Genomic DNA, 25158 nt, shown 5'->3' with positions numbered 1-25158 from the left:
CGATGCACCTGCCCGGATTCGTTCGATCCCGCCGTTTCGTTCTGCTCGCGTTGCTGATGGTCGCCTTGCTTCTGGGCTCTGTCGCTTGGACGTTCCTGCGCCCACATGCCGCGGCACAAGTTGAAGCTCGCCCCCCGAGCCACGCAGAGACGCCACCATCGACGCCTTCACCACCAGCGACGCCTTCAACACCAGCGACGCCTTCAACACCAGCGACGCCTTCCGGGCCGCCCTGGCGCCATGGTCGGCCCGACGCACGTTTCACGGTGGTCGAGTACGCGGATCTGGAATGCCCGTTCTGCCGGACGTACTTCCCTGTGCTCAAGCGCTGGATCGACGAGCATCCCGAGGTGAACTGGCAATGGCATCACCTGCCGCTGGCCATGCACGAGCCGGCGGCCTCCGCCGAAGCACGCCTGGTCGAGTGCATCGGTGAGGCCAGGGGCGCCGCCGCGTTCTGGCAGGCCGTGGATTGGGTCTACGCTCACACGCGCGGCGACGGGCAGGGCCTGCCCGAAGGACTGCGCTATCCCGACCTCACGCCTGCTGTGCAGCACTGTCTCGCCAGCGACCGGCCCGACGCGGTGGTCCGCGCCCAAGCTGCGGAAGCGGAAAAGAACGGCATCACCGCCACGCCGATACTGCAACTGCGCGACCGCGAGACCGACAAGGTGATCCTGCTGCACGGCCCCGTCGAAGGCGACGCGCTGCTATCGGCCCTCGATCTGCTCGCCGCTGGTGACAAGACCGGCGTGGAGTCGTCACAAACCCGAGACATGCCCGCCGCGTCCGTCGGCGACATGCCTAGGTAGCCCCCGATCTTCAAGGCTACGGCGCGTCGTTACCGCGCTGATCGAACCCGTTCGCTTCGCATCCTTGCCCGCGAACAGCTGCCACGCCTGTGGTGGTGGATGCCCGTTCGTCCACTGTCCCATCCCCATCGTCCCCTGGAGGGTTTGCCCTCCCGGGGCAGGCGCCCTCCGATCTCATCCATTGGAGGTTCGCCATGTCTTGTGTCGTCGCCGACTCCCGCCCGGAGTCGCTCACCCTGATCGTCGCCCAGCACGAGGACTGGATCATCCAGCAGGCCATCACTTTGCTGGAGAAGCGCGTCTTCAAAGCTGGCCCGTCTCTGGGCAGTCCCGCCGCCGTGCGCGACTATCTGCGTCTGAAATTGGTCGTGGAGCCCAACGAAGTCTTCGCCGTCGTGTTCCTCGACAGCCAGCACCAGGTGCTCGCCTTCGAGCCGCTGTTCAGGGGCTCGGTCGACCAGACCTCGGTGTATCCGCGGGTGGTCGTCCAGCGTGCCTTGGCCCTCAACGCCTCGGCGCTGATCCTGGCGCACCAACACCCCTCGGGGGTGACAGAGCCCTCGATCGCCGATCGTGCGCTCACGGAGCGGTTGAAAGCCGCCCTGGCCATGGTCGACGTGCGTGTGGTGGATCACTTCATCGTCGGCAAGGGCAACCCATACTCCTTCGCCGAAGCCGGCCTGCTGTAGCTCTCCGCTATCCCGGTATGTGCCGTTCATCCCCATGGGAGCCCTCGGGCTCCCTTTCTTTCGGCAGCGCCCCTGCAAAACGGGGATTTCCCGGCGTCGGATTCTTTGTCGCTCCACGAGCGTCATTGGATTCGACTATGACCTGCATCGACACCACTGAGGCGCCACATGCAGTTTTCACCTTATGGCTTTCTTCCTGACCTTGCTTCGTGGAAATCCATGGCTGTCGCGGTGGCTGCGTGGTCGTGCATGGCCTTGTTCAGCCCGCTCGCAGCAGCCGATGTGCTGGTCGTCACCGACAGCCATCACCCGATCAAGACCATGGGTGGCGAGCGAATCATCGAGCTGGACCTGCCGGCCCGGATCGAGGCCGAACTCTCCGCCGGCCTGCCGGCCGATCCAGGCCAGGCCGAGGCCATCGTGCAGCAGCGGTTGCGTGAGGGGAAAGAGACACTGCAGCGCCGGATCGGGCGTGCCTACCAAGATGTCGCCGATGCCTGGGGCCTGGGCATTGCCGCGATTCCCGCGGTGGTGGTCGATCGCCGCTACGTCGTCTATGGCGAGCCCGACGTGGCACGCGCCGTCGCTCGTATCGATGCCCACCGGAGCGCACGGCCATGACCCGCCTGCCGACCGCGCCGTCCGGGCGCCTGCGGACAGCCATGGCCTCGCTGCTGCTCTGCGGCGCCACGTCGACCTTCGCCCTGGACACGGCGACCATCATTTCCTCGGCCGTGTCGCCGAATTGCCTGGAGTACCGCGTCGTCGGCATCTGCTACTGGTTGTTCTGCACCATGTTCGGTTGCTCGGTACGCACCTCGGTCAAGGTGCGCCACTACGTACCCGATGCCGTGGTGTCCAGCTACTCGAACACCGGCGAAAACCCATGGGTGGAAGTGCGGGCGATGAGCATGCCCAATCCCACAGCACGGGCCGGCGGTGATGGCACGACCAACCACGACAACGAGAACAACCTGGCCAAGTTCAAGAACGCGGACGTGATCGGGCATCCCGCGGGCTCGGTGTTCAGCCAGTTCGCCAGTGCATCCGGGTACACCTGCCAGGGCGCCGGCACCGCCTTCATGCCGTACCTTTTGAGCACGCTCGACACGCTGGCCTGGCGCTACAACATCCCCGAGATGGTGTACCCGGAAGCGCTGATCCCCGGCATGCGCGAGATCGGCGGCCGCACGACGCTGAACCTGTGGGGCAACGTCTATCCGCGCGGCGGCTTCCTGCACCAGACCGACGACTACAAGAGCGGCGCCGTGGTGGCGCAGCGCGCGGGCGACGTCGTGACGCGGCGCGCCCAGCCCCACGTCTACCAGCCGCTGCTCGCGACCGCGCGCGCCGGCTACTGGCCCGCCGGTGCCCTGGTGGAAGGCGATGCCTCCACCGGCAAATGGCAGGAACTGACGCCGACCCTCTCGAACACCTGCGCGGTGTTCCCGCACACCAACACGCGCGTGCAAGCCCGGCAAGGCGACTACGCCTGGGCACTGTGGCGGCCCTATGCCTGCTGCCGACGCCGGGGGCAGGTCTTCCTCGGCAGCGTTGATTTCCAGTGAGGTGTCTCCGATGAAAGCACTCATTTCCCGCTTCACTCAGCGTGCCAAGCCCTACACCCTGGCCGTCGCGCTCGCCTGTGCCGTAACGGCGGCCGGTGTCGCCTGGGCGCAGACCCGCATCGACCGCAGCAGCGTCAGCGTGAATGGCAGCGTCATCGGCGATGACGTGCTCTACAGCATCGGTGGCGGCAGGGCCGTGTCCATGGGCGGTGCTGGGAACATGCAGAGCATCGGCGTGGGGATCGGCTGGAACAGCAACCTGATCTGCGGAAACATGAGCATCACGACCACGCTGCAGAACCAGCTCAACGGCATCACCAACGGCTTCCAAGCGATCATGAGCACCGTGATCCAGAACGCCACCAGTGCGGTGGCGTCGCTGCCGGCGCTGATCATCCAGCGCGCCGATCCGGGCCTCTACAACCTGCTCACCAACGGCGTCCTGCAGGCTCGCCTGGACTTCGACCGCTCGAAGATGACCTGCCGGGCCATCGCCAACCGCCTGGCGGACATGGCGGGTGGGCAGGCCGGGTGGGACCAGCTCGCCGAGGGCATGGCACTGCGCGATGCGGTGAGCAGCACCGATGCCGTGTCGGCCGTCGAGCAGGCCGAGTCGAACAGGGGCAACAACGGCGTGCCCTGGGTCGGCGGCGGCAACGCGGGCGGATCGGGCCAGAGTGCGATCAAGGTGGTGGGCGACATGACGCGCGCGGGCTACAACCTGCTCAACGGGCGCAGCGCGACGGACACCTCGTCGATCCCGCGCACTTCCTGCGGCAACCGGCTGACCTGCCAGACCTGGTCCTCGCCTGGTGCGGCTGCAGCCTGGGCGACGCGCGTGCTGGGCGAACGTGAGCAGCGCACCTGCGATAGCTGCACCAAGACCCAGACCACTCCCGGGGTCGGGCTCACGCCGGTGATCCAGGAGGAGTACGAGACCAAGCTGCAGGCGTTGCAGGAACTGGTGACCGGTGCGAAGCCGACGACGGTAGCGAACCTGGAAGCGGCCGGCAGCAATTCGCTGCCGATCACCCGCGGCGTGATCGAGGCCTTGCGCGACGAGCCCGACCAGGACCTGCTGGGCAAGCGCCTGGCGTCGGAGGCGGCGCTGTCCAGCGTGCTGGAGAAGGCACTGCTGTTGCAGCGGACGCTGCTGACCGGCAAGAAAGAGCCGAACGTCGCGGCCAACGAGCTGGCCGTGAAGGCGGTCGACCAGGAGAACAGCGCGCTGGAGCAGGAGATCAACAACCTCAAGACCGAGCTGGAGCTGCGGCGCACGCTGGCGGGCAACTCCGCGATGGCCATCGTCCAGCGCCACGGCACCCGCGCCGGTGGCTCGCGCGGCATCTTCGAGGGCGACACCACGCGCGACCGGCTCAAGGAAGTCCAGAAGCCCCGGAGCACGCCATGACCGGCCGCACGTGGCTGCGGTGGCCTACGTGGCTGTTCAACCGTCGCGTGGGCGTCGCACTGCTATGGACGCTGCTGGTGGCCGGAATCGCGGTGGCCGTGAATGTAGTCGGCATTCACATCGTCGGCGGCATCGACGGCTGGGAGCAGTGGCTGCGTGCGCATTCCGCCCTCTTCCACGTCTGGCGGTTGCTTCTCTACGCAGCGACGGCCTATGGCTGGTGGTGGATGCGTCGGCGCCTGCTGCAACGCGAGCCGTCGGCCGAAGCGCATCACCGCCTGCTGCGCGTCGAGATCGCGGCCGTGACGACCATCGTGCTGCTCGAAGCCAGTCAGCTGCTGCGCCATGGCTGAGGCGGGGAGGATGCCATGACCCTCTACACGACCGACTACCTGGAGTATTACCTGACCCTGGTGGGCTGGCTGGTCAACAACGGCATCTGGAACATCCTCGTCGCCAGCGGCGTGTTCGCGCTGCCGTTCGTCGCCATCGTCATCCAGGAGTGGCTGCGGGCGCGCGCGGAAGGCGCGGACGAGGGCAACAAAGGTGTGCTGTCCTCGATGCGCATCGAGAACCGCGTCTGGGTGGCGATCGTGGTCATCATGTTCGCCGGCATCCCCTTCATTCCGGTGGATCTGAGCACGATCCGCTTCGATACGACCCGCTCCGCCCAGTGCCAGGTCAGCGTTCCGCAGCCGAAGGACACCGGCTGGTCCAACGCCTACACCACGCTCAACAACCAGAGCGCGCTGGTGCCGGTGTGGTGGTTCTTCATGCACGCCATCTCCAAGGCCGTCACGGGCGCCGCGGTGGCAGCGATTCCCTGCGGGACCGATCTGCGGCAGATGCGCATGGACGTCGATTCCACCCGCATCAACGACCCGGTGCTGGCGCAGGAGGTCGGTGATTTCGTGCACGACTGCTATGGACCTTCGCGCGCCAAGCTGTTCATGAGCCGGCCGACGCTCTCCGACGAGCAGATGAACGACGTGACCTGGATCGGCTCGAGCTACTTCCTCGACACAGCCGGCTTCTACGACACCTACCACTCGAGCACCCCGCGCACGGCCTGGCCTTACGACGCCACCCGCGACGCGGGGCTGGCCCAAGTGGACAGCGGCGGCGGCTATCCGAGCTGCCGGCAGTGGTGGTCGGACGGCAACAGCGGGCTGCGCGCCCGCCTGCTGGCCCAAGTCGATCCCGATCTGCTCTCTCGCATCGGCCGCTGGGCGGGGTTCCTGTCGCAGAACGAGGTCAACGACTCGGTGATCCGCGCCGTCGTCTCTCCCCGGCAGCAGAAGATGAACCAAGGCGCCGTCTATACCGACTACGGCGGACAGATCGAGAAGACGCTGCCCAACATCGTGACCCGCGGTGCCGGCGACCTCGGGATGACCGTAGGCTCGCTGGGCTTCTTTCCGGCCATGGACGTGGTCCGCCAGGCGTTGCCGATGGTGCTGTCGCTGCTCAAGATGGCGCTGGTCATCTGCATCCCGCTGGTGCTGGTGGTCGGTACCTACGAGCTGAAGGCCCTGGTCGCGGTGAGCTGCGCGGAATTCGCGCTGTTCTTCGTGGACTTCTGGTTCCAGCTCGCGCGCTGGCTCGACAGTACGATCCTCGATGCGCTCTATGGCTGGGGCTTCGGCGCGAGCCGGCCGCATTCGAACTTCGATCCCCTGATCGGCCTGAACAATGCCTTCGGGGATATGCTGCTGAACTTCGTCATGGCGACGATGTTCATCGTGCTGCCGGGATTCTGGGTGGCTGCGCTGGGATGGGTTGGCGTTCGGGCCGGCAATGTCCTGAACGGGCTTGCCGTTGCAACCGGCGACGCGAAATCAGCAGGAGGGAGCGGTTCGCGGCTCGCGATCTCGTCTGCCAAGGGATCCGCCAAGTGAAGGTGATCCCGATTCAGTCGCTAGCCTAAGGATTGTCGGGATCACCCATGTCGCGGCGCCACTCGCTTTTGTCATACAAGCCAAAGCCGCCGTGCCCCTCGCGCCATTCCGGCTTGCTCTCGTCCTCCGCGTTCCAAGCTGCTGGGTCGCGCACGCTCCAACCAGCAAGAGCCAGCAGGGCAAGCAGCGCCGCCAGCCAGAGTGAGGCGTAGGCCAGCACACCGAGCACAACCAGCTTGATGACGAGCAGCACCGCCGAGGCCACACCAGGCGCCCATCCTTGCACAATCAGCAGGCCGTGCGCCTTCCGGTCAAGTCGCACAATTCCCCGCCACATCCGACCCAGCGTCCGGCCGGCGCGTTCCGCGAAGTTGGTGTGTGCAGTGGGTTTCATGGTGGCTACCAAGTACGTTTCAAGGATTCTCCGGTGCACGCCAATCCGTCTGGCTCGCCGCCACCAGCGCCGCCCAATCGTTCGGCGGGTTGCCTCGGCCCAGCATTTTCTCGAACACCGCATAGGGGTCGGATCTGCTGCCCGCCGCCCGCAGGGTCTGCTCGTCGTTGACCCAGGCGAACACGATCGCCTTCACCTTGGAGTCGTAGCGGAAAAACAGGCGGAATCGCCGCCCGATCTTCGCGCGCCGCCAGTGGCGATAGGCCGGCCCCAGGGTGTTGCCCTGGCGGTACTCGTCCCGCGCGGGATCGCTCGGCACGACCTCCATGATCAACTGGCTCAACGCCCGAAACAGCTTGACGTTGGCGTTGCCCTCGAATCCTTGCGGGTCGCTCTGTTCGGCCCGCTCCGCGGCCACCTGCAGCTTGCGCAACTGCTCGATCACGCCCTCGTGGAACAAGAGCGTCCAGCCGTGCCGCTGCATCAGAGCGCCACTTCGCCGTCGATGTCTTCATCGAGATTGACCGCGTGGCCGGCATTCGCCAACATGGCTCGGGCCAGATCATCCGGCAGGGACTGGACGTGCCGACCGGCCCGGATGTCGGCCTCCAGCAGGCCCAGGAAGGCCTCGATGGCCGGGTCTTCGTGTTCGGCGTCCGCGCGGGTCACGATAATTTCGCCTCCGCGCAGGTCGAAGGCCACTTTTCCGCCGGCGTCCACGCCCAGTGCCTGCCGAATGGGCTTGGGCAGTGTGATCTGGCCCTTGGAGGTCAGCGTGGCGACTTCATGGATCTCAGGCATGGCTGTTCTCCTGATGACAATACTTGCATGGTAAGGAATATTCCTTACATCGTCAATCTGCTTGAGCATGGGACCTCCGTCCAGTTGAAAGAGAAGGCCCCATCGTAGGCCCGGCACAGGCCGCCTTCCCGCCAGAATCCGATTTGGGCCAGTCCCCCATTGGCTGTGGCTCGGCTGCCTTCGCTGCCCTATACCAAAGGCTTTCCGACAAAGGACAAAGGGCTGGGAAGGGGCAAGGGAACGGGGTCAAGGGGAAAGGCCCTACCCGAAAGGGCCAAGAGGCTCCCCCGAACAGCCCGCCATCCAGGATTCGCCATGCTCTCGCTGTTCCAACGCAAACGGATGCCACCTGCCACCGCAGTCACGCCCACTCCCTCCGCCGAGCCCCCCAAAGGGCTGACGCGGACGGAATCGGCCGCATCACTGCTGGCGACACCGCGCCGGCAGAAGCTGCTGGAACACATCTGGCAGCGCACGTCCGTCTCCCGTGACCAGTTCGCCACGCTGTATCGGGCGCCACTGGAGCGCTACGCCGAGCTGGTCCAGAATTTCCCAGCCTCGGAAAGCCACCACCACGCCTACCCGGGCGGCATGCTGGACCACGGCCTGGAAATCGTGGCCTACGCGCTGAAGCTGCGACAGCCCCATCTCCTGCCGGCCGGTGCCACGCCGGAAACCCAGGCCGCCCAGGCCGAGGCCTGGACCGCCGGCATCGCCTACGCAGCACTGCTGCACGACGTCGGCAAGGTCGCCGTCGACCTGCATGTCGAGTATGCCGACGGCACGATCTGGCATCCCTGGCATGGTCCGCTCCGGAAGCCGTACCGCTTCCGCTACCACAAGGCGCGCGAATACCGGCTGCACAGCGCAGCCACCGGGCTGCTCTACGCCCGACTGCTCGACGCCGGTATCTTCGACTGGCTCAGCGGATATCCCGACCTGTGGTCGGCACTCCTGTACGTGCTGGCCGGCCAGTACGAGCATGCCGGCATGCTCGGGGAACTGGTCGTGCAGGCCGATCAGGCCTCGGTCGCCCAGGCGCTGGGCGGTGATCCGGCCAAGGCGCTGGCGGCCCCCCGCCATGCGCTCCAACGCAAGCTCCTCGACGGATTGCGCTACCTGCTCAAGGAAGAGTTCAAGCTGAACCAGCCCCAGGCCTCGGACGGATGGCTGACCCAGGACGCGCTGTGGCTGGTCAGCAAAACGGTCTCGGACAAGCTGCGCGCCCATCTGTTGGTCCAGGGCGTCGATGGCATTCCGTCCAGCAACACCGCCGTCTTCAACGTGCTGCAGGATCATGGCATTGCGCAGCCGACGCCGGAGGGAAAGGCTATCTGGAAGGCCACCATCACCAGCGACGCGGGCTGGTCTCACACCTTCACGCTCCTGCGCCTCGCGCCATCCCTGATCTGGGAAGGTAATCAGCGGCCCACACCGTTCGCCGGCACAGTGACGGTGGTGCAGGAAGAGGGGGAACCAACAGTTTCCGCGTCGTTGCCCGCCGTACCGGACTCGGCCGCCTCCGAGCCTCTGTCGGCGCAGCCAGCCGGCGAAGGCGTCGAGGCGCTTCTGGATCTGCTCGACACTCCAGATATCGCATCGGCCGTTCTCTCGTCGACCTCCGAAATGTTTTCTCCAACCCTGGAAGAGCCGCCTCTTGAGTCAGGTGAATCAAGGTTACCGGCCGACTCGGCGGCGTCTGCGTCGACTCCAGGATTGGAGGAAACGCCGTCAGGCGAGCATTTCGTCGCCTGGCTGCGCCGGCATATCGAAGAGCGCAAGCTCATCATCAACGACACCAAGGCATTGGTGCATACGGTCGCCGATACCGTCTATCTGGTCAGCCCTGGCGTGTTCCAGCGTTACGCTCAGGAACATCCAAGAACTGCCTTCCTTGCCAAGCAAGACCAACTGGCCGATTGGCAATGGGTGCAAAAACGCTTCGAGAAGCTGCAATTGCACCGCAAGCAGCAGAATGGTCTGAACATCTGGATATGCGCAGTCACAGGGCCGCGGAAATCGCGGAGACTCCACGGCTACCTGCTGGAAGACCCGCGAGTCCTGTTCAGCGATATGCCACCGAACAACCCTTACCTGTCGGTATCTGCTGCCGCCGATCCTGTGTAGGAAGGCACCTATCGGCAACCCACCCATGAATCACGGAGCGAGTCCAACGTACGAGATCGTCCAAAGGAAGGTCACCACGATGATACAGCCGCCAGTGACGCATGGTCTCCCGCATCGCTTTCGCCGCTCTGTCACTCACGGCAGGAGAGAAACTGACAAAGAGCCCGCCCCTGCAAGCCGACTTCGAGGGGCCTCCCCTCATCTTTGGTAAAGCATCGCTTCCACCTCGTCATTGGCGGTTGCGTTCGTAGCACACGATGCCCTGGTACTTGGCAATGAGCACCTGTTCGCCCAGGGCAATCGCATGAATGCGGCTACTCCAGACCGAAGAGGTGAGCGCGGTATTCGTCGGATGTTGCGGCAATAAGCCTGCGCAGCTTGATTCCGCCTTTGCGGGGGATGGGATCGAGGCGAATGAGGTTCAGCGTGATGTGCTTGAGCACAGCCAAGTTGTGAGCGGCGTGGCCCGTGCGGGCGCGCATCTGGTCGTCGCCGAAGACGACGTCCATGCACCAGTGCAGACGGTTCTCGACGGCCCAGTGCGAGCGGACGGCGTGGGCTAGGCGCTGCGCATCGGGCGGCAGGCTGCTGATGTAGCAGCGCCGCTCGGAGGTGGTCTTGCCTTTGATCGTGCGCTCGGATTCGATGACGACGAAGGATTTGAGATCAGGCCACTGTGCCGGATTGTGCAGGCAGTCGAGCTGATCGAAGGCAAAGCAGCGGCGATGCTCGATGCGTCCGTGGTTCTTGTCGATGTCCTGGTAGAAACTGTGGGGCGTCTTGGCAGGCGCAGTTGCCTTGAACTGGGTAAAAAAATCGCCGATCGCCTCGGCGAGCGTCGGATGGTTGTCCTTGACCGCCAGGACATAGTCGGCGTTCTTGTTGCGAATTGCCTGCGCAATGTTGGCCTGCGTGCCCATCGCATCGATCGTCACGATACAGCCTTCGAGGGCCAGCGTTTGCAGCAGCGTCGGAATCGCCATCTTCTCGTTGGATTTTTGCGCCGTGGCCGTCTGCCCCAGCACCAGCCCTGCACCGGCCGCAAAGGCGCTCACCAAATGCAACGCGGTCGCATCGACCTTGCCCGTGCGCCGACTGGTCTTGCCGTCGATGGCGACCACCGCATCAGGCCCCAGTGCGGGCAGGATGCTGCTGACCCAGCGCCGGAAGGCGGCTTCGAATTCGCTCGGATCGATCAGCCCGAACAGCCGGCCAAACGTGTCATGCGACGGAATGCCGTGTTCGAGCTTCAGGTAACGCCGAAACCACGCGAGCTTCTCGTTTGCCCACCCTTCGATCTCGACGAAGGTATCGGCTCCGGCAAGGACGCCATTGACCGCCACTACCAGCACCTCCACCAGATCGTGCGCGTCTTCCTCGCCTGACGCGGGTCGCTGATCGACACAAACACGTCCGCCAACCGCAACCGGCCTTCCGTCTCCATGAGTCGCCCCAAAAAGACAGAAAACTACACAAAACAAACGCTTGTGAACAGCCCCTTCGTAACATCATGATTGTCAACGACAATTCTCACGGGGCGCCACCGCGGATTCATGCGATTGCCCTGCCTGTTCGCCGGGCTCGGCGCGGGATGCCAACGTCCATAGTCCATAGTGTCCACCATCGAACTTGGTGGACACGATCTTCAGCGGATGACCGCGCCATGGGACAGGTGAGTTTTCCGGGCGCTTACGCTATGTCGGCCAGCCATTCGCTCATGCCGTTGAGGAATGGCTTGGCGCTGAAGTCCAAATCGCCAAGCACAGCGAGTTGCATTCCTTTGCCGTCATGCCTCAGCTATGGGTCGTCGAGCGGTCATTCGCCTGGATCGAGAAATGCCGCCGCCACTGGAAAAACTGCGAGCGGAAACTCAACACCAGCTTGCAGTTCGTCCACTTGGCCTTCATCGCACTACTGCTCAAAGGATTGTGAACAGGTTCTCAGTAGGCTGGATGGTGCAAACCACATCTGACAGCGATATACTGATCGTTCGTTAAGTTTATCGGAAGGGCCACCAATCTATGATCCGCCAGCCGATTAGGATCATTCGCAAGCGAAAAACGCGGGAAGAGATTCTTGAGCTATCGACGCCTTTGTTTGCGCGGCACGGTTATGACGGCGTCTCGATGCGCGATATCGCTGCCGCCGTCGGCCTCACCCAGGCGGCGCTTTACTACCACTTCGCCGACAAGAACCAGCTCTATCTCGATACAGTGGCCTACGAATTCCGGGAAAGAGTGGCCGCACTGAAAGACATGCTGGCCGGCAACGGCACCCCATGGAAACGGCTTGAATGCTTTGTTGCGGGGCTCGCCCGGATGATGGCCTCGGACAAGGACTTTCTGCGGCTGGTGCAGTGGGTACTGCTGGACACCAACGAGGCGCGTCAGAGTACCTTGGCCAAACAGGTATTCAGGGACATGTTCGTTGCCGTCCACGATCTCGCCAGCGAGTTGGACCCACATGTGGATGCCCACCTGCTCGCGATGTCGATCTTTGGCCTGGTGATCTTCCATTTCCAAGCCGGTGCAACCCGTAAGTTCATGCCAGGACGCCGGCCCCAGCAGGACAACCCCGAGGTATTGGCACGCCACGTATGCGATCTGCTGCGAGGGAGGCTGGCCTCAGCCGATGGGGAGGCACGCTGAGGATGGGGCGCCTGGACAAGCTCATACCGATACCCGGCCCCGCACACGCCGGATTTTCCACACTCTCACTTTGAAAAGGAGCAGCGACCATGGCCAAATCCACTTCCACTTCGAATGCGGCGCAGGAATCCGTTGCGGAGAAGAATCCGCCCGTCACCGCCGAGGAACGCTATCGAATGATCGCGGAGGCCGCCTATTTTCGCGCGGAAAAGAGCGGCTTTGTGGGCGGCAACGTGGCAGAGGACTGGCTGGAGGCCGAGGCCGAGATCGACCGGATGCTCAAGGAGCAGGGACGTCTTCCCTCCATGACGCCAGAGGAACTCGAGCAACGCGTACAAGGCGCACTTGCCACCGACCCGGCCGCGGTCGCCTCTCAGGTGCGTGCGATCACGCTCGATGCTCTCACGCGCGGGCATCTTGATGCCGATGCACTCAAACGCGTGACGGCGGCCGTGGTCAGAGGCGCCCGCGAAGGCGCCGTGCCGCTCGGGGAACGCGGCGGACAAGCGCTGAAAGAGGCGATGCGCGGTCTGGACGAGGCGCTGGCCGGCGCAGCGGAGGCCGCACAATTGGCCATTCAGGAGGCCACGGGTCGCACCAGTGAGTTCTCCCGGCAGGGGCTGAAGCAGGCGGCGGACGAACTGGCCACGCTGCAGACGCTGTTCATCGAAACGCTGCAGGACGCAGCGCGCGATACCCGGGGCACTGTCCAGGCCACCTTCACCGAGCTTGCCGAACATGCCCGCAGCAGTGGCTCGGCCGTCGGCCAACGTACCCGGATCGCGCTCGAGCAACTGACCCAGGCCGTTACGGCAGGTGCGCGCGAACAGGCCAAGAAAGGGGCGGAGGTCGTGCGCCATGAAGCCGCGCTGCTGGCCGGTCTGGCCGCCGGCCTGCTCCAAGGCATCGCTGCCCGCCTGGAATCGAAAGAGACCGGCAAGGACGTTTGATGCTATGGCAAGCGATCGGCGCCGTCTGCGACCTGGGCCGCCTGCATGACATCGCCTCAGTCCTGATCCGCTACGGCTTCGGCGATCTGGTGCGGCGGATCGGCATGGCGGGCGCCCTGGAACGTGCCGGCCGCGCCCTGCACTGGCACGAACCGGAGGAACTGGCGCGGCTGGAGCCGCCGGCCCGCTTGCGCCGGGCGCTGGAGGAGCTGGGGCCGAGCTTCGTCAAGCTGGGGCAGATCCTCGCCACCCGCGTAGATCTGTTCCCGCCGGAATGGATCGCCGAGTTCAGCAAGCTGCAGGACGCGGCGCCCGCCATCCCTTTCGCCGAGCTGCTGCCGCAACTGACGGAGGACCTGGGCGAGCCGCCCGAGGCCATCTTTCCGCGCCTGGAGATGCAGGCGCTTGCGGCGGCCTCGCTGGCCCAGGTGCATCGCGCCTGGCTTGCTGACGGCACGGCGGTCATCCTCAAGGTGCGGCGCCCCGGCATCCGGCCGATCGTGGAGGCTGACCTGCGCCTGCTGGCCCGTCTCGCCGAGATCGTCGAGGCGGAAGCGCCCGAGTTGCGCCGCTACCGGCCGCGGGAGGTGGTGCGCCATTTCACCCTGTCGCTGCGCCGCGAACTGGATTTTTCCGCCGAGGGCCGCAGCGCCGAGCGCATCGCCGCCCACTTCGCGGATCACCCCGAGATCGTCGTTCCCCGCATCCACTGGCCGTGGACCGGCGGGCGGCTCAATGTGCAGGACTATGTCGATGGCATTGCCGGCCGCGACCTGGCCGCCGTGGACGCGGCCGGCCTCGACCGCAGGCTGCTGGCCCGTCGCGGTGCCCGGGCCGTGCTCAAGATGATGCTCGAAGATGGCTTCTTCCACGCCGACCCGCATCCCGGTAACGTTTTCTACCTGCCGGACAACCGCATCGCCTTCATTGACTTCGGCATGGTCGGGCGCCTTTCCGAGGAGCGCCGCTATCAGCTGGCCGTGCTGTTGCACGGTCTCGTCAGCCACGATGCGGAGAAGGTGGCCGAAGTGCTGCTGGACTGGAGCGGCGGCGCCGAGATCGACAGCGAGACCTTGCAGCCCGAGATCGACGCCTTCGCCGACCAGTATCACGGCGTGCCGCTCAAGAACCTCGATCTGGGCGCCATGCTCTCCGACCTGGTCGCCATCCTGCGCGAGCACGGCCTCACCCTGCCGCCCGACCTGGCGCTGCTGATCAAGGCCTTCATCGCCCTGGAGGGACTGGGGCGCCAGCTCGACCCCGACTTCGACATGGCGGGCGAGGCTACGCCGTTTCTCGAACGGGTGCTGCTCGCCCACGCCGCGCCCGGCGCCCTGGTCTGGCGCGGCTGGCGCGCCTTGCGCGACACGCTTGCCCTCGTCGCCGGGCTGCCGCAAGACCTGCGCCAGCTCCTGCGCGCCGCGCGGCGCGGCAAGCTCCTGGTGCAAGTCGAGGTCCTGCCCCTCAAGCATTTCGGCGACCGTCTCGACCGCGCCGCCAGCCGCCTGGCGATCAGCGTCGTCACCGCCGCCCTGATCATCGGCTCGGCCATCGTCATGACCGTCGAGCGCGAGCCCGGCCTGCCATCTTTCGGCTTGCTCGGCTTCATCGCCGCCGTCATCGGCGGCATCTGGGTGCTGTTCTCCATCTGGCGTGGCGGCAAGGGCTAGAGATGGCGAAACCCGCACCCGAAACCGTTCCCAATCCGCCCGCGCGCAAGGTCGGCCTGGCGCTGGGCAGCGGTTCAGCGCGCGGGCTGGCGCACATCGGCGTGCTGCGCGCCATCGAGGAGGCCGGGATCAAGGTCGATCTGGTCGCCGGCACCAGCATAGGCGCGGTGGTGGGCGCGGTATATGCCGCCGGCAAGATCGGGGGCTTGGCCGATCGTTTTCGCGCCTTCGATTGGCGCCAGATCGCCGGTCTGCTCGACCCCGTTCTCCCCCGCTCGGGCCTGATCGACGGGCAAAGAATCGCGGACTTCGTGCGCGCCCATGTGGCAGCGGCAAACATCGAGGACCTGCCGATTCCCTTCCGCGCCGTGGCCACCTGCATCATGAGCGGCGAGGAGGTGGCGTGCGCCTCGGGCGACCTGATCGATGCGGTGCGTGCCAGCATCTCGGTGCCCGGCATCTTCACGCCGGTGCGCAGCAATGGCCGCATTCTCGTCGACGGCGGTCTGGTCAACCCGGTGCCGGTGAGCGTGGTGCGTGCCATGGGCGCTGGCCTGGTCATCGCCGTCGACCTCAACCACGACATCGTGGCGAGCCGGGTATCCCGCCAAGATTCGAACTCACAGGGAACATTCCATACCCAGGCCATGGCGCGCCTGATGGCAAGCCTGCGAACAAACCCCGGCTTGGCCCAGTTCGAAGCCTGGCTGCACAAGGAGCCGGAACCGCTGCCGGGCATCTTCGACGTGCTGCTGAGCTCGATCTACATCATGCAGGCGCGCATGACCCAGGCCAGCCTGCGGCAGGACAAGTCGGACATCCTCATCCGCCCGCCGCTGGGCGCGGTGCGTTTCATGGAGTTCGACCGCGCCGAGGAAATCATCGAGATCGGCTACCGCAGCGCGGCGCAGCAATTGGCCCGCTGGGCAGGAGCGCCCACTGATGACTGACAGGCATCCCATGAACTTCCCCGAGGCTGTGATGACGGGCGTCCGCGCCGCCATTACAGGCGCCCTGACCTGCGAGGCCGCCCCCGTCCAGCTTGCCTTGCGCCTGTTGCTGTCAGGCCAGCAGATTCCGATCCGGGCGCTGGTGACCAGCAGCTTCCATCCCGGGCAGGCGGGCATCGATGCCGGCACGGCCCTGGACCTGATCCATCTCAGCCTGCAGCAATTGCATGCCCACGTCGATGCGGCGAGCGGCCCATCCGCGCATCTCGGCAACGCCGCCACCGTGCTGGCGGGCGACTACTTGACCACCGGGGCCTTCCGCCTGCTGGTGCGCTGCGCTGACCTGCAAGTCCTCGCCCTGGTTTCTAATGCGGTCAACCGTGCCGCGGAATTGGAGGCCGCCAATCTGAGCCCGGCGCGAGATGGCGTCGATGACCCGACGCAGCGGGTGCGAACCCGTCAACGGTTGGCGGCGCCGCTGGGCGGGGCGGCCGGTGCCACAGGGGCTGCGCTCGCGGGCTACCCGGAACCGCTCGCCGGCGTCGCTCGGCGCTACGGCGAAACCCTCGTGGCGAGCCACGTGTTGCTGCAAGAAGCCAATGCCATGGAGCGCTGCGAGGCACGCACCGCCCTCCTGTGCGCCGCGCGCGACCTGTGCCGTCAGGCGACGCAGGAGGCGCGCACCCTTGCGACGGCCACAGGGAACGGCCGTCCACTCGAACTGGCTGAACGGATCGCTGCCAGCATCGAGGCTGGAGGCAGTGAAAAGTAATCATGAATTTAATGAGCCCCAACCCTCAGCCGGCCCGCGTGACAAGCCAGCAGGGAATGAAAATGGACGCGTCCTTGCCACCGAAGAAGATCGTCATTTTCTATTCGTCGATCGGCTACGGGCACATCAGCGCTGCTCAAGCCATAAGGGCTGAAATACATCGACAATCCCGGCGCACCGAGGTGGTTCTACAGGACATTCGCGCCTTCATGCACCCGGTTTGGCGGAGAGTCGACGAACGCCTGTACTGGTTCGTCGCCAGCAACTTGCCCGAGTGCTTCGAGAGCCTGTTCGACGCGACGCAAACCGGAGGCAACCGCATTCCCTCGCTGTCGATGCTGCCCACTGACTACCCTGAGGGGAAAGTTAACGCCTACCTGACCCAAGAGGCGCCGGACGTCATCCTGTCGACCCACTACGGCGCCGCCCAGGTGCTGGGAACGCTGCGCGAAAAGGGGTTCCTGGCCAATCGAAGAATCGGATGGCTGCATACGGACTTTTTCGAGGGCTACTTTCCACGTATCTCCAAGCTGATTGATCGCACCTTTCTGGCGCACCCGGAACTGGAATCGCGCTGGCTGGCGGCAGGCGTGCCACCGGACAAGGTAATCACCAGCGGGATGCCGGTGCAGTTTGAGGCGGTGTCCGCAGTCGCTCGCCAGGACATCCGCGCGCGTATCGGGTTATCGCCGGACATTCCCACCCTGACGCTCGCGGGCGGCAAGGAAGGCCAGGGGGACTATGCGGGCATCATCGACGGCGTGATGCGTCATGTTCCCGGCAGCCTGCAGATCATCGCCGCCTGTGGCGCGAATGCGCGCCTGCGCGCCAGGCTGGAGGAGCTGCGCGGAAGCCTGCCGTCGCGGCTAACACTGAAGGTCGTGGGACTGGTGCCACGATCCGACATGACTGCGTACATGGGTGCCGCCGACGTCCTGATCACCAAGGCGGGAGGACTGACGCCGGCGGAAGCGTTCACGATCGGCGTGCCGACTATCCTCCTCGATGTCATCAGCGGCCACGAGCGCGAGAACGCCGCCCTGTTCGTGCGCCAAGGGCTGGCCAGTTTTGCTGGCAATGCGGAAGACGCGGGAAGACTGGTCGAGGAAATCCTCTCCGATCCGGTCCGACGGGAAGAAATCCTCACCGCCCAACGGCAGTACAGAGAGCGGACGAACATCGTCAGCATCGCCCGGTTCGCACTGGACGACGCGGAGGATCCCGTACATCCATTGCCGACTTACGGGGTCGAAGATGGCGCGCCGGTGCTCGGTATCGACGCAGCGCTCGCACGACTCGACGCCGAGTCACCGGCCGAGGTCGAGTTGCTGCTTTCCTACGCGACCTCGCAGACGCCGGAGCGGCTCGTCCGCGAAAATCCGTTCGGACACCTTGCCATCCGTATCGAGGGCGTCGTTTATAGCGCGAACTACATCGCGGACCCTTCCGTCGATCCAAATTTTCTCCAGCACGTGAGCCTTGCGGACTATTTGTACGGTGTCACTCGTCCGTCCCCATCGCAAGTTCATACCAACACCTATGGCATGGCCTACGGCCGCGAGACGCTCGGTTTGCGCGTCCGGGGCGTTCCCCCCGAAAGCCGCGCCGCGATGGTGGCCGAGGCGCGCCGCCAGGAAGGCGCGTTCCGGGATGGCAGCCTGCAATGGCACCGGAGCGATTTCAATTGCGCGGACGTCGTGGCGCAGATGCTTGCGGCCGGTGGCTATGGCCGCCGCTCCCTCGGCAACCGGATAGGGCTGCCGAGCATGCCTTTGGACGTGTTCGAGGGCATCCGAGCACGGTTCGAAGAAGACCCGTCGTTGCAGGAGGAATTGATCGCCTACCGTTTGCTGCCTGGAACTCAGGCGCCTTATCGCTTTTCCCGTTTTCCGCTCTCGATGTGGCAGCCATTGCGCTCGATGGCGCGCGTGCTCAGCGACGCGTCTCGCGACGAGCTTGAGCAGGCAACAACCCGACAGGTCACTGGGTATTTCAGCGATTCCCGGCTTTATGTCGAGGACTTGCGGGCCTGCCGGTCGGCATCGGGAACCGAGGATATCCCGCTTGTCGAGCGTCCTCCCCTGGCACTGGAGGAGGCGATCCTCGCCGACTTGCGGCGTGTGCTCGCGGTGTACTTGGAACTTCCGTTCCAGCGGATCGGGCGCTTGGAGGGTCGCCCTGCCATCAAGGGGTTTGACGCGCTCGTCAATCGGGGACTCGAACTCGCCCGGCTGGCGACGGAGCATGCCGAAGACGGTCTGCTCCGTCTTCGCGCGGACCGGCTGCGCGCGCTATTCAACCGGCTCGTGGAAGACTACGGGCAGATCGACCCGCAGCGCTTCGAATTGCGTCACGTCCAGGTCTACTTGGCGCAGCTACGGGCGTTCGAGTCGGTGCTGGGACGGGAGCTGTTGCCCCCGGGCGCTTCGTGGACCGACAGAGTGCGGACATCGCTGCATGTTTGGTGGCGTCAAAAGGTGGTGTTTGCTCGCCGCGTTGCCCAGGTGTATTTCCGCAAAAGAGAGAAGTAACTTGCCTTCACCACGCCCCCATTCAATGTGGCTCTCGCACGTTCTGTCCGGCGCTCTTCTGTCTTTCGGCAGCACACCGGCATTCGGTGCCGATCAGCTCGGCAAACAGTTTCAGATGCGGATGCCCCAGCCGGAGCGCGCTGCCTACGAGGCCGCTCCGCACCGGCCGCCGCAACACTCGCGGCACCGACAAGGCCGCGTCCGCAGAATGGCTGGCCCGCGTCCTGCTAATCACCATTTAAAGTCCAATCGGAAAAACCCGCCCCATGAAAAGAAAAAACCTGCTCACACACATGGCGCCGCTGGTGCTCTACGCTCTCTTGACCGGATGCGGTAAAGCGCCGGAGGCCCCGACTCAAATCGACGCCAAGACCTGGAATCTTCCGGTCATGACGGCGACCGCCAGTGCACCGGTCGAGTACACTACGGTCGGCTCGGTGGTGTCCGATCAGCGCGTCGAGGTCGCCTCGCGGCTGAGCGGTTATATCCGCGAGATCCGGGTGCAGGAGGGTGAACGGGTGCGGCGCGGCCAGGTGCTTGCCCGCCTCGATGCCGCGGACGTGGAAGGCGGCATCCGCCAAACGCGCGCGGCCCAAGGCGCAGCCGAGGCCGCCTTCCGGGATGCGCAGACCGACCGCGAGCGATTCGAGCGCCTGTTCGAACGCGGCAGCGTCTCGGAAAACGAGATGCGCAAGGTGCGCCTGAAGTTTGACGCCGCCCGCGAGGTCCTGAACCAGGCGCGCGCCGGTCTCGACACGGCGCTGGCCCAGCGCGCCTATGCCGAAATCGTCAGCCCCGTGGCCGGCACGGTGGTGGCCCGCCTGAAACGGGCCGGCGATCTCGCTGTGCCCGGCATGCCGTTGTTGACCGTGGAGTCGGGGCGTGGCCTGCTGTTCGAGACCTTCGTGGCGGAAGGCCAGGTCGCCGCCATGGGCGAGGGCAAGCCGGCGGTGGTCAGCCTTGACCGCCTGCCCACGCCCTTGGAAGGCACGGTGACCCGGGTGGTTCCCTCCGGCGATCCTGTTACTCGCAGCTACCAGGTCAAGATCGCGCTGCCAGAGACGGTAGGGCTGATGCCGGGGATGTTCGGCCGCGCAGTCTTCACGGTCGGGGAAAGCCCCTCGCCGGTGGTGCCGCGGCGGGCGCTGGCCGAGCGCGGCGGGCTCACCGGCGTTTTCGTGCTGGACGGCGAGGGCCGGGCGCTGTTCCGCTGGCTGCGCACCGGCCGCGAATGGCCCGACCGGGTCGAGGTGAGCGCCGGTCTGGCAGCCGACGAGCGCTTGGTGGCAGCGGTCGAGCCCGCCCTGCGCGACGGCGACCGCGTCATGCCGGCGGAGGCGCCGTGATGACCGACCGCAGACTCAACAGCGCCGGACGCCTGGCCGAGATATTCGTTTCCTCCAAACTGACCGTGCTGTTCATGCTCGCCTGTGCGCTGCTGGGCCTGCTGGCAATGGCGCTCACCCCGCGCGAGGAAAACCCGCAGATCGTGGTGCCCGGCGCCGAGGTGCGGGTGGCCCTGCCCGGCGCCTCCCCCGAAGAGGTGGAGGAACTAGTGATCCGGCCACTGGAGGGTATCGTCAAGCAGATCCCGGGGGTGGACCACACCTACGCCACGGCAATGAACTCGCTGGGCGTGCTGATGGTGCAGTTCAAGGTAGGGGAGAACAAGGAGAAATCCCTGGTCAAGCTCTACGACCGCGTGCTCGGCCAGCGCGACCGCCTGCCCCTCGGGGCGATGGAGCCGCTCATCCGCAGTGTGGACGTAGACGACGTGCCCATCGTCACGGTCACTCTGGCCTCGGAGCGCTATGACGACTATGCGCTGAAGCGGCTGGCCGACCGCATGCTGGAGGGGCTGCGCAGCCTGGAGGCGGTATCCACCACTTTCGTGCAGGGTGGCCGCGACCGGGAGATGCGCATCGAACTAGACCCGCAGCGCCTGCAGTCCTTTGGCGTGACGCTGGACCAGGTGCGCGCCTTCCTGAGCGCGGGCAACGTCGCCGCTCCCCTGGGCACGGTGGTGCAGCAGGGCGAGAACCGCCAGGTGTACCTGGACGGCTTCCTCGCCTCGGCGGAGGAGCTCGGGCGCCTGATCGTCGGCAACCACGCCGGCCGCCCCATCTACCTGGGCGAGGTGGCGCGCGTCGTCGACGGCCCCCCCGAAGAGCGGGATAAACTGAGCCGCATGGCCTTCGGTCCGGCCGATGCGCGCTTCGGCAAGGTGCAGCAGGCGGAGATGCCGGCGGTGACACTGGCTGTGGCCAAGAAGGCCGGCACCAATGCCGTGGTCGTTGCTGATGAGGTGCTCGCCCGCATCGAGCGGATGCGGGTGCAATTCGTACCGGCCGACGTCGAGCTCGTGGTGACCCGCAACGACGGCCAGAAGGCGGACGCCGCCGTCAACGGCCTGATCGAGCACCTGGGCATCGCCGTGCTGGCCGTGTTCCTGGTGACCGCCGTCTTCCTGGGGCTGAAGGAGGCGCTGATCGTGGGCGTGACGGTGCCGCTGATTCTGGCGCTCACCCTGGGCGCGGCCTATTTCGGGAGCCTGACCATCAACCGCGTCTCCCTGTTCGCGCTGATCCTATCGCTCGGGCTGCTGGTCGATGCCGCGATCGTCGTCATCGAGAACATCCACCGCCGCTACGCCCGCCTCGGCCAGGAGGACAAGGCGCGGGCCACGGTGCAGGCGGTCAACGAGATCGGCTCCCCCACCAACCTGGCGACGCTGGCGGTGATGCTGGTGTTCGGCTCGCTGCTGATCGTCTCCGGCATGACGGGGCAGTATTTCTATCCGGTCGCCTTCAACGTCCCCGTCGCCATGGCCGCCTCCCTGCTGGTGGCCTATGCCGTCGTGCCCTGGGCGGCCAACCGCTGGCTCAAACCGGGCGAGGGGCACGACCTGGAAGACCACGACACCGGGGACCGCCTGCACCGCTTCTACCACGCGCTCATGGCGCCCTTGGTGGACCGCCCGCCCAGACGGCGGGGCGTCTTTCTGCTGGCCGCCCTGGCGATCGTGCTCTCCCTGTTCCAGGCCGCCTGGCAGTTCGTGCGCCCGGCGGGTCTGAGCGGGCCGCAGACCTGGTTCGGCGTCGAGATGGCGATGATGCCCAAGGACGACAAGAATACCTTCAACATCACCTTCGACCTGCCGGAGACCACCCCGGTAGAAACCACCGATCGCCTCGCCCGTGAGATCGGTGCCCTGTTGCGCCAGAACCCCGACGTGAGCGATTACCAGAGCTGGATCGGCCAGGCCGGTGTGATCGACTTCAATGGCCTGCTGCGCGGCGCCGGCAGCAAGCAGGGACCGCATGTGGGGGAAGTCCGCGTCAACCTCCGGGACAAAACGGCGCGCGACAAGACCTCAATCGATATCGTTCGCGAGCTGCGTCCCGCGGTGCAGGCCATCGCCGCGCGCTTCCCCGGCAGTACCGTGCAGCTGGTGGAAGACCCGCCGGGGCCGCCGGTGCGCGCCACGGTGCTGGCCGAAATCTACGGCACCGACCCGCAGCAACTGCGCGCGCTCTCCGGGCAGGTCAAAGCGGCCTTCGGGCAAACCTACGACATGGTCGAAGTCACCGACACCGAGGTCGAGGATGTGTACCAACACCGCCTGACCGTCGACCGGGAAAAGGCCGCGCTCTCCGGGCTGACCGTCGCCGAGGTGGCCGTCGCGCTGCGCCGCTTGATCGACGGCGAGGCATTGGGGCGCGCCCATGTTCAAGGCGAAAAGAACCCCGTGCCCATCCGCTTGCAAATCCCGCGCAGCCACCAAATCGACCCCGAACTGCTGACACGGGTGTCGCTGACCAATCGGCAGGGCCAGCGGGTGCCGTTGTCGGAACTGGTGCAGGTGGCGCCCGCCCGGGCCGACCGGCCCATCCTGCACAAGGATGGCGAGCGCGTCACCTTCGTGGGCGGCGAGCTCGAATCCACCGCCCCCGTCTACGCGGTGCTCGATCTCGACCGGCGCCTGGACGGCCTGGCGCTGGCCGACGGCAGCCGCCTTGTGACCGGCAACCTGCGCTTCAAGCCGGTGGCGCCCGACACCCTGGACGGCCCCCGCCTGCTCTGGGATGGCGAACTGCGCATGACGCTCGATACCTACCGCGACATGCTGGGTGCCCTGGGGCTGGCGATCACCTTCATCTTCCTGGTGCTGGTGGCCTATTACCAGTCCTTCAGCCTGCCGCTGGTCGCTATGGCGGCGATCCCCCTGGGGCTGGCCGGTGTCTTTCCGGGACACTGGCTCATGGGGCAGCCGTTCAACGCCACCTCCATGATCGGCATCATCGCCCTGGCCGGCGTGGTGGTGCGCAACTCGCTGCTCATCATCGACTTCGTGCTCGACTACCGGCGCCAGGGCATGGACCTGCGCGAAGCCATCCTCGAAGCCGGTGCGGTGCGCCTGCGTCCCATCCTGCTGACGGCGCTGGCCATCGTCCTGGGCAGCGCCGTGATGCTCGCCGACCCGGTGTTCGGCGGCCTGGCCATCTCGCTGATCTTCGGCACGCTGGTCTCCACCGTGCTCACCCTGATCGTCGTGCCCCTGCTGCTCTATCTGCTGCTGCGCCACAAACAGCGCAAAGAAGCGGCCACAAAAGAAGGAACAACATGAATTCCGCTCATCACCCAAAAAGACTCCGCGGCCTGCTGCCGCTGGCAGGCCTGGCCGCCGCGCTGCTCGCGGGCAACGCCGCTGCCGAATCCCTGCCGCAGGCATGGGACACCGCCCTGGGCGTGGACCGCGGCCTGAAGGCGGCGCGCGAAAACACCGGCGCCGCCGAGAGCCTGCTGGAGGCTGCCCGATCCAGCAGCCTGCCCAGCGTGAGTCTGGAGGCAGGCTATATCGCCCTCGACAAGACGCCGGCGTTCAGGGCCGACCTGCTCGGCCAGTCGCTGCAGATGCCGATGGCCCAGCAAGACAGCGCCGCCTACAAGGCCATGGCGACCCTGCCGCTCTACACCGGGGGCCGCATCGAGCGCGGCATCGATGCGGCGGCGGCGGGCCTGGAGGCGGCGAGGCTGGGCGAGACGGCCGACGTGCAGAACCTCAAGCTGCGCGTGGCCGATGCCTACGTCAACGGGCTGCGCGCCGGCCGGATGCTGAAGGTCGCCGAAAGCCATGTCGAGAGTCTGTCGGCCCATGCTCGCGATGTGGGAAACCTGCACGAGCAGGGCATGGTGGCCAGGAGCGACCTGCTCTCCGTGCGGGTCGCCCTGGCCGATGCACGGCAAAAGGCCCTGCAGGCGGCCAATGCCCTGGATCTGGCCCGCGCGGCCTACAACCGGCTGCTGGGGCGACCGCTTGACCAGGCCGTCAGCTTGGATGAACTGGCCCCCGATGCGGGTCGGGTACCCTTGGCGCGCTTGACCGAGCGGGCGCTCGTCCAGCGCAGCGAATTGGCCGCGCTGGCCGGACAGATCGAGGCCTTACGCCATCAGGCGGCAGCCGTGCGCGGAGAAAATCGTCCGCAGATTGCGCTGTCCGGCGGCTATGGCTACCAGCAAAACCGCTATCAGGTGCATGAAGGGCAGTGGATGGTCACCCTGGGAGCCCGATGGAACGTGTTCGATGGCGGTGTGGCCGGTCACCGCGCCGGCGCGGTCGAGCGCCAGGCGGCAGCGTTGACGGAGCAGCGCGAGGAGCTCGCCTCGGTGGTCGCCCTGCAGGTGCGCCAGACTTGGCTCGACGTGGAGGAAACGGGAAAGCGCATCGAGGTCACCCGCTCGGCCATCGACCAGGCCGAGGAAAACCTGCGCGTGGTGCGCGACCGCTATGCCAACGGCCTGTCCACCCATACCGAGGTGCTGGACGCCGAAACCCTGCGCGTCAACAGCGAGGCCAATCACGCCGCCGCGCACTATGACGCCGCGCTGGCTGGACTGCGACTGAAGCGTGCCGTGGGCGATCTTTAGAGAGGGAGC

The 25158-nt window shown here is 65.9% G+C and carries 20 protein-coding genes and 2 pseudogenes; 18 read left to right on the top strand and 4 right to left on the bottom strand.

What is annotated here, in order from left to right:
* The first annotated feature begins 2 nt into the window (after positions 1–2).
* The 7 genes from CDA09_RS21690 to CDA09_RS21660 all read left to right on the top strand — a co-directional run bounded on the left by CDA09_RS21690 (position 3) and on the right by CDA09_RS21660 (position 6378).
* Positions 3–812: a DsbA family protein gene (locus tag CDA09_RS21690; protein ID WP_050418511.1), complete on the top strand. Its 810-nt coding sequence runs from the start codon at positions 3–5 to the stop codon at positions 810–812.
* Between the two features lie 194 nt (positions 813–1006).
* Complete coding sequence (gene radC, locus CDA09_RS21685; protein ID WP_050417896.1) at positions 1007–1501, top strand: RadC family protein; 495 nt, start codon at positions 1007–1009, stop codon at positions 1499–1501.
* Positions 1502–1669: 168 nt separating this feature from the next.
* On the top strand, positions 1670–2122 hold the full coding sequence (locus tag CDA09_RS21680; RefSeq protein ID WP_083447103.1) for a TIGR03757 family integrating conjugative element protein: 453 nt from the start codon (positions 1670–1672) through the stop codon (positions 2120–2122).
* Entirely contained in the window at positions 2119–3069 is a 951-nt protein-coding gene (locus tag CDA09_RS21675; protein ID WP_050417894.1) for a TIGR03756 family integrating conjugative element protein, read from the top strand. The genes CDA09_RS21680 and CDA09_RS21675 overlap by 4 nt, the downstream gene beginning before the upstream one ends.
* 10 nt (positions 3070–3079) lie before the next feature.
* Positions 3080–4480: an integrating conjugative element protein gene (locus CDA09_RS21670; protein WP_050417893.1), complete on the top strand. Its 1401-nt coding sequence runs from the start codon at positions 3080–3082 to the stop codon at positions 4478–4480.
* Positions 4477–4833 (top strand): hypothetical protein, encoded by a 357-nt coding sequence (locus CDA09_RS21665; RefSeq protein WP_050417892.1) that lies wholly within the window; start codon positions 4477–4479, stop codon positions 4831–4833. The genes CDA09_RS21670 and CDA09_RS21665 overlap by 4 nt, the downstream gene beginning before the upstream one ends.
* Before the next feature lie 15 nt (positions 4834–4848).
* Complete coding sequence (locus tag CDA09_RS21660) at positions 4849–6378, top strand: conjugal transfer protein TraG N-terminal domain-containing protein (RefSeq protein WP_050417891.1); 1530 nt, start codon at positions 4849–4851, stop codon at positions 6376–6378.
* A 25-nt stretch (positions 6379–6403) separates the two neighbouring features.
* Here the strand turns inward: CDA09_RS21660 and CDA09_RS21655 are convergent, their stop codons facing one another.
* Genes CDA09_RS21655 through CDA09_RS21645 form a run of 3 tightly spaced genes read right to left on the bottom strand, consistent with a single transcriptional unit; the run spans position 6404 to position 7642 of the window.
* Entirely contained in the window at positions 6404–6772 is a 369-nt protein-coding gene (locus tag CDA09_RS21655; protein ID WP_050417890.1) for a DUF3742 family protein, read from the bottom strand.
* A gap of 19 nt (positions 6773–6791) precedes the next feature.
* Entirely contained in the window at positions 6792–7256 is a 465-nt protein-coding gene (locus tag CDA09_RS21650; RefSeq protein ID WP_050417889.1) for a type II toxin-antitoxin system YhaV family toxin, read from the bottom strand.
* Positions 7256–7642 (bottom strand): type II toxin-antitoxin system PrlF family antitoxin, encoded by a 387-nt coding sequence (locus CDA09_RS21645; protein ID WP_444541836.1) that lies wholly within the window; start codon positions 7640–7642, stop codon positions 7256–7258. Before CDA09_RS21645 ends, CDA09_RS21650 begins: the two co-directional genes overlap by 1 nt.
* A 246-nt stretch (positions 7643–7888) precedes the next feature.
* Between CDA09_RS21645 and mobH the strand changes: the two genes are divergently transcribed.
* Positions 7889–9700: a MobH family relaxase gene (mobH, locus tag CDA09_RS21640; RefSeq protein ID WP_050417887.1), complete on the top strand. Its 1812-nt coding sequence runs from the start codon at positions 7889–7891 to the stop codon at positions 9698–9700.
* 314 nt (positions 9701–10014) lie between these two features.
* Here mobH and CDA09_RS21635 read toward each other — a convergent pair.
* Positions 10015–11144 (bottom strand): annotated as a pseudogene (locus CDA09_RS21635) (ISAs1 family transposase).
* Between the two features lie 251 nt (positions 11145–11395).
* Here CDA09_RS21635 and CDA09_RS21630 point away from each other — a divergent pair.
* From CDA09_RS21630 to CDA09_RS21580, 10 genes and pseudogenes are all read left to right on the top strand, one after another.
* Positions 11396–11632, top strand: a pseudogene (locus tag CDA09_RS21630) (transposase); the annotation flags it as partial.
* Between the two features lie 89 nt (positions 11633–11721).
* Complete coding sequence (locus tag CDA09_RS21625; protein ID WP_050417886.1) at positions 11722–12348, top strand: TetR/AcrR family transcriptional regulator; 627 nt, start codon at positions 11722–11724, stop codon at positions 12346–12348.
* Between the two features lie 89 nt (positions 12349–12437).
* The gene (locus tag CDA09_RS21615) at positions 12438–13298 is read left to right on the top strand and encodes a DUF2934 domain-containing protein (protein WP_083447102.1); all 861 of its coding nucleotides are present in this window, start codon (positions 12438–12440) and stop codon (positions 13296–13298) included.
* Entirely contained in the window at positions 13298–14968 is a 1671-nt protein-coding gene (locus CDA09_RS21610; RefSeq protein WP_050417885.1) for an ABC1 kinase family protein, read from the top strand. The genes CDA09_RS21615 and CDA09_RS21610 overlap by 1 nt, the downstream gene beginning before the upstream one ends.
* A 2-nt stretch (positions 14969–14970) precedes the next feature.
* Positions 14971–15918 carry a patatin-like phospholipase family protein gene (locus CDA09_RS21605; protein ID WP_050417884.1) on the top strand — a complete coding sequence of 316 codons (948 nt, stop codon included), beginning with the start codon at positions 14971–14973 and terminating at the stop codon, positions 15916–15918.
* Positions 15911–16690, top strand: a complete 780-nt coding sequence (locus tag CDA09_RS21600; RefSeq protein ID WP_050417883.1) for a polyprenyl synthetase family protein — start codon at positions 15911–15913, stop codon at positions 16688–16690. The genes CDA09_RS21605 and CDA09_RS21600 overlap by 8 nt, the downstream gene beginning before the upstream one ends.
* 2 nt (positions 16691–16692) lie before the next feature.
* Positions 16693–19221, top strand: a complete 2529-nt coding sequence (locus tag CDA09_RS21595) for an MGDG synthase family glycosyltransferase (protein WP_232299292.1) — start codon at positions 16693–16695, stop codon at positions 19219–19221.
* A 266-nt stretch (positions 19222–19487) separates the two neighbouring features.
* Positions 19488–20567 (top strand): efflux RND transporter periplasmic adaptor subunit, encoded by a 1080-nt coding sequence (locus CDA09_RS21590; RefSeq protein ID WP_121430502.1) that lies wholly within the window; start codon positions 19488–19490, stop codon positions 20565–20567.
* Positions 20567–23848, top strand: a complete 3282-nt coding sequence (locus CDA09_RS21585; RefSeq protein WP_050417881.1) for an efflux RND transporter permease subunit — start codon at positions 20567–20569, stop codon at positions 23846–23848. Before CDA09_RS21590 ends, CDA09_RS21585 begins: the two co-directional genes overlap by 1 nt.
* Complete coding sequence (locus CDA09_RS21580; protein WP_050417880.1) at positions 23845–25149, top strand: TolC family protein; 1305 nt, start codon at positions 23845–23847, stop codon at positions 25147–25149. The genes CDA09_RS21585 and CDA09_RS21580 overlap by 4 nt, the downstream gene beginning before the upstream one ends.
* Positions 25150–25158 lie beyond the last annotated feature (9 nt).

Origin of the sequence: Azoarcus sp. DN11, from assembly GCF_003628555.1 — a bacterium.
Lineage (GTDB): Bacteria > Pseudomonadota > Gammaproteobacteria > Burkholderiales > Rhodocyclaceae > Aromatoleum.
The sequence above is the reverse complement of the archived record's forward strand: the minus strand, read 5'-3'. Positions and strand labels throughout refer to the sequence as shown.

Excerpts from the sequence above, each read along its gene's own strand:
- CDA09_RS21595 (WP_232299292.1), top strand. The coding sequence starts at position 16,693 with ATGAATTTAATGAGCCCCAACCCTCAGCCGGCCCGCGTGACAAGCCAG.
- CDA09_RS21645 (WP_444541836.1), bottom strand. The coding sequence starts at position 7,642 with ATGCTCAAGCAGATTGACGATGTAAGGAATATTCCTTACCATGCAAGT.
- CDA09_RS21605 (WP_050417884.1), top strand. The coding sequence starts at position 14,971 with ATGGCGAAACCCGCACCCGAAACCGTTCCCAATCCGCCCGCGCGCAAG.
- CDA09_RS21670 (WP_050417893.1), top strand. The coding sequence starts at position 3,080 with ATGAAAGCACTCATTTCCCGCTTCACTCAGCGTGCCAAGCCCTACACC.
- CDA09_RS21580 (WP_050417880.1), top strand. The coding sequence starts at position 23,845 with ATGAATTCCGCTCATCACCCAAAAAGACTCCGCGGCCTGCTGCCGCTG.
- CDA09_RS21590 (WP_121430502.1), top strand. The coding sequence starts at position 19,488 with ATGAAAAGAAAAAACCTGCTCACACACATGGCGCCGCTGGTGCTCTAC.
- CDA09_RS21585 (WP_050417881.1), top strand. The coding sequence starts at position 20,567 with ATGACCGACCGCAGACTCAACAGCGCCGGACGCCTGGCCGAGATATTC.
- CDA09_RS21680 (WP_083447103.1), top strand. The coding sequence starts at position 1,670 with ATGCAGTTTTCACCTTATGGCTTTCTTCCTGACCTTGCTTCGTGGAAA.
- CDA09_RS21660 (WP_050417891.1), top strand. The coding sequence starts at position 4,849 with ATGACCCTCTACACGACCGACTACCTGGAGTATTACCTGACCCTGGTG.
- mobH (WP_050417887.1), top strand. The coding sequence starts at position 7,889 with ATGCTCTCGCTGTTCCAACGCAAACGGATGCCACCTGCCACCGCAGTC.
- CDA09_RS21665 (WP_050417892.1), top strand. The coding sequence starts at position 4,477 with ATGACCGGCCGCACGTGGCTGCGGTGGCCTACGTGGCTGTTCAACCGT.
- CDA09_RS21655 (WP_050417890.1), bottom strand. The coding sequence starts at position 6,772 with ATGAAACCCACTGCACACACCAACTTCGCGGAACGCGCCGGCCGGACG.
- CDA09_RS21625 (WP_050417886.1), top strand. The coding sequence starts at position 11,722 with ATGATCCGCCAGCCGATTAGGATCATTCGCAAGCGAAAAACGCGGGAA.
- CDA09_RS21610 (WP_050417885.1), top strand. The coding sequence starts at position 13,298 with ATGCTATGGCAAGCGATCGGCGCCGTCTGCGACCTGGGCCGCCTGCAT.
- CDA09_RS21600 (WP_050417883.1), top strand. The coding sequence starts at position 15,911 with ATGACTGACAGGCATCCCATGAACTTCCCCGAGGCTGTGATGACGGGC.
- CDA09_RS21690 (WP_050418511.1), top strand. The coding sequence starts at position 3 with ATGCACCTGCCCGGATTCGTTCGATCCCGCCGTTTCGTTCTGCTCGCG.
- radC (WP_050417896.1), top strand. The coding sequence starts at position 1,007 with ATGTCTTGTGTCGTCGCCGACTCCCGCCCGGAGTCGCTCACCCTGATC.
- CDA09_RS21650 (WP_050417889.1), bottom strand. The coding sequence starts at position 7,256 with ATGCAGCGGCACGGCTGGACGCTCTTGTTCCACGAGGGCGTGATCGAG.
- CDA09_RS21675 (WP_050417894.1), top strand. The coding sequence starts at position 2,119 with ATGACCCGCCTGCCGACCGCGCCGTCCGGGCGCCTGCGGACAGCCATG.
- CDA09_RS21615 (WP_083447102.1), top strand. The coding sequence starts at position 12,438 with ATGGCCAAATCCACTTCCACTTCGAATGCGGCGCAGGAATCCGTTGCG.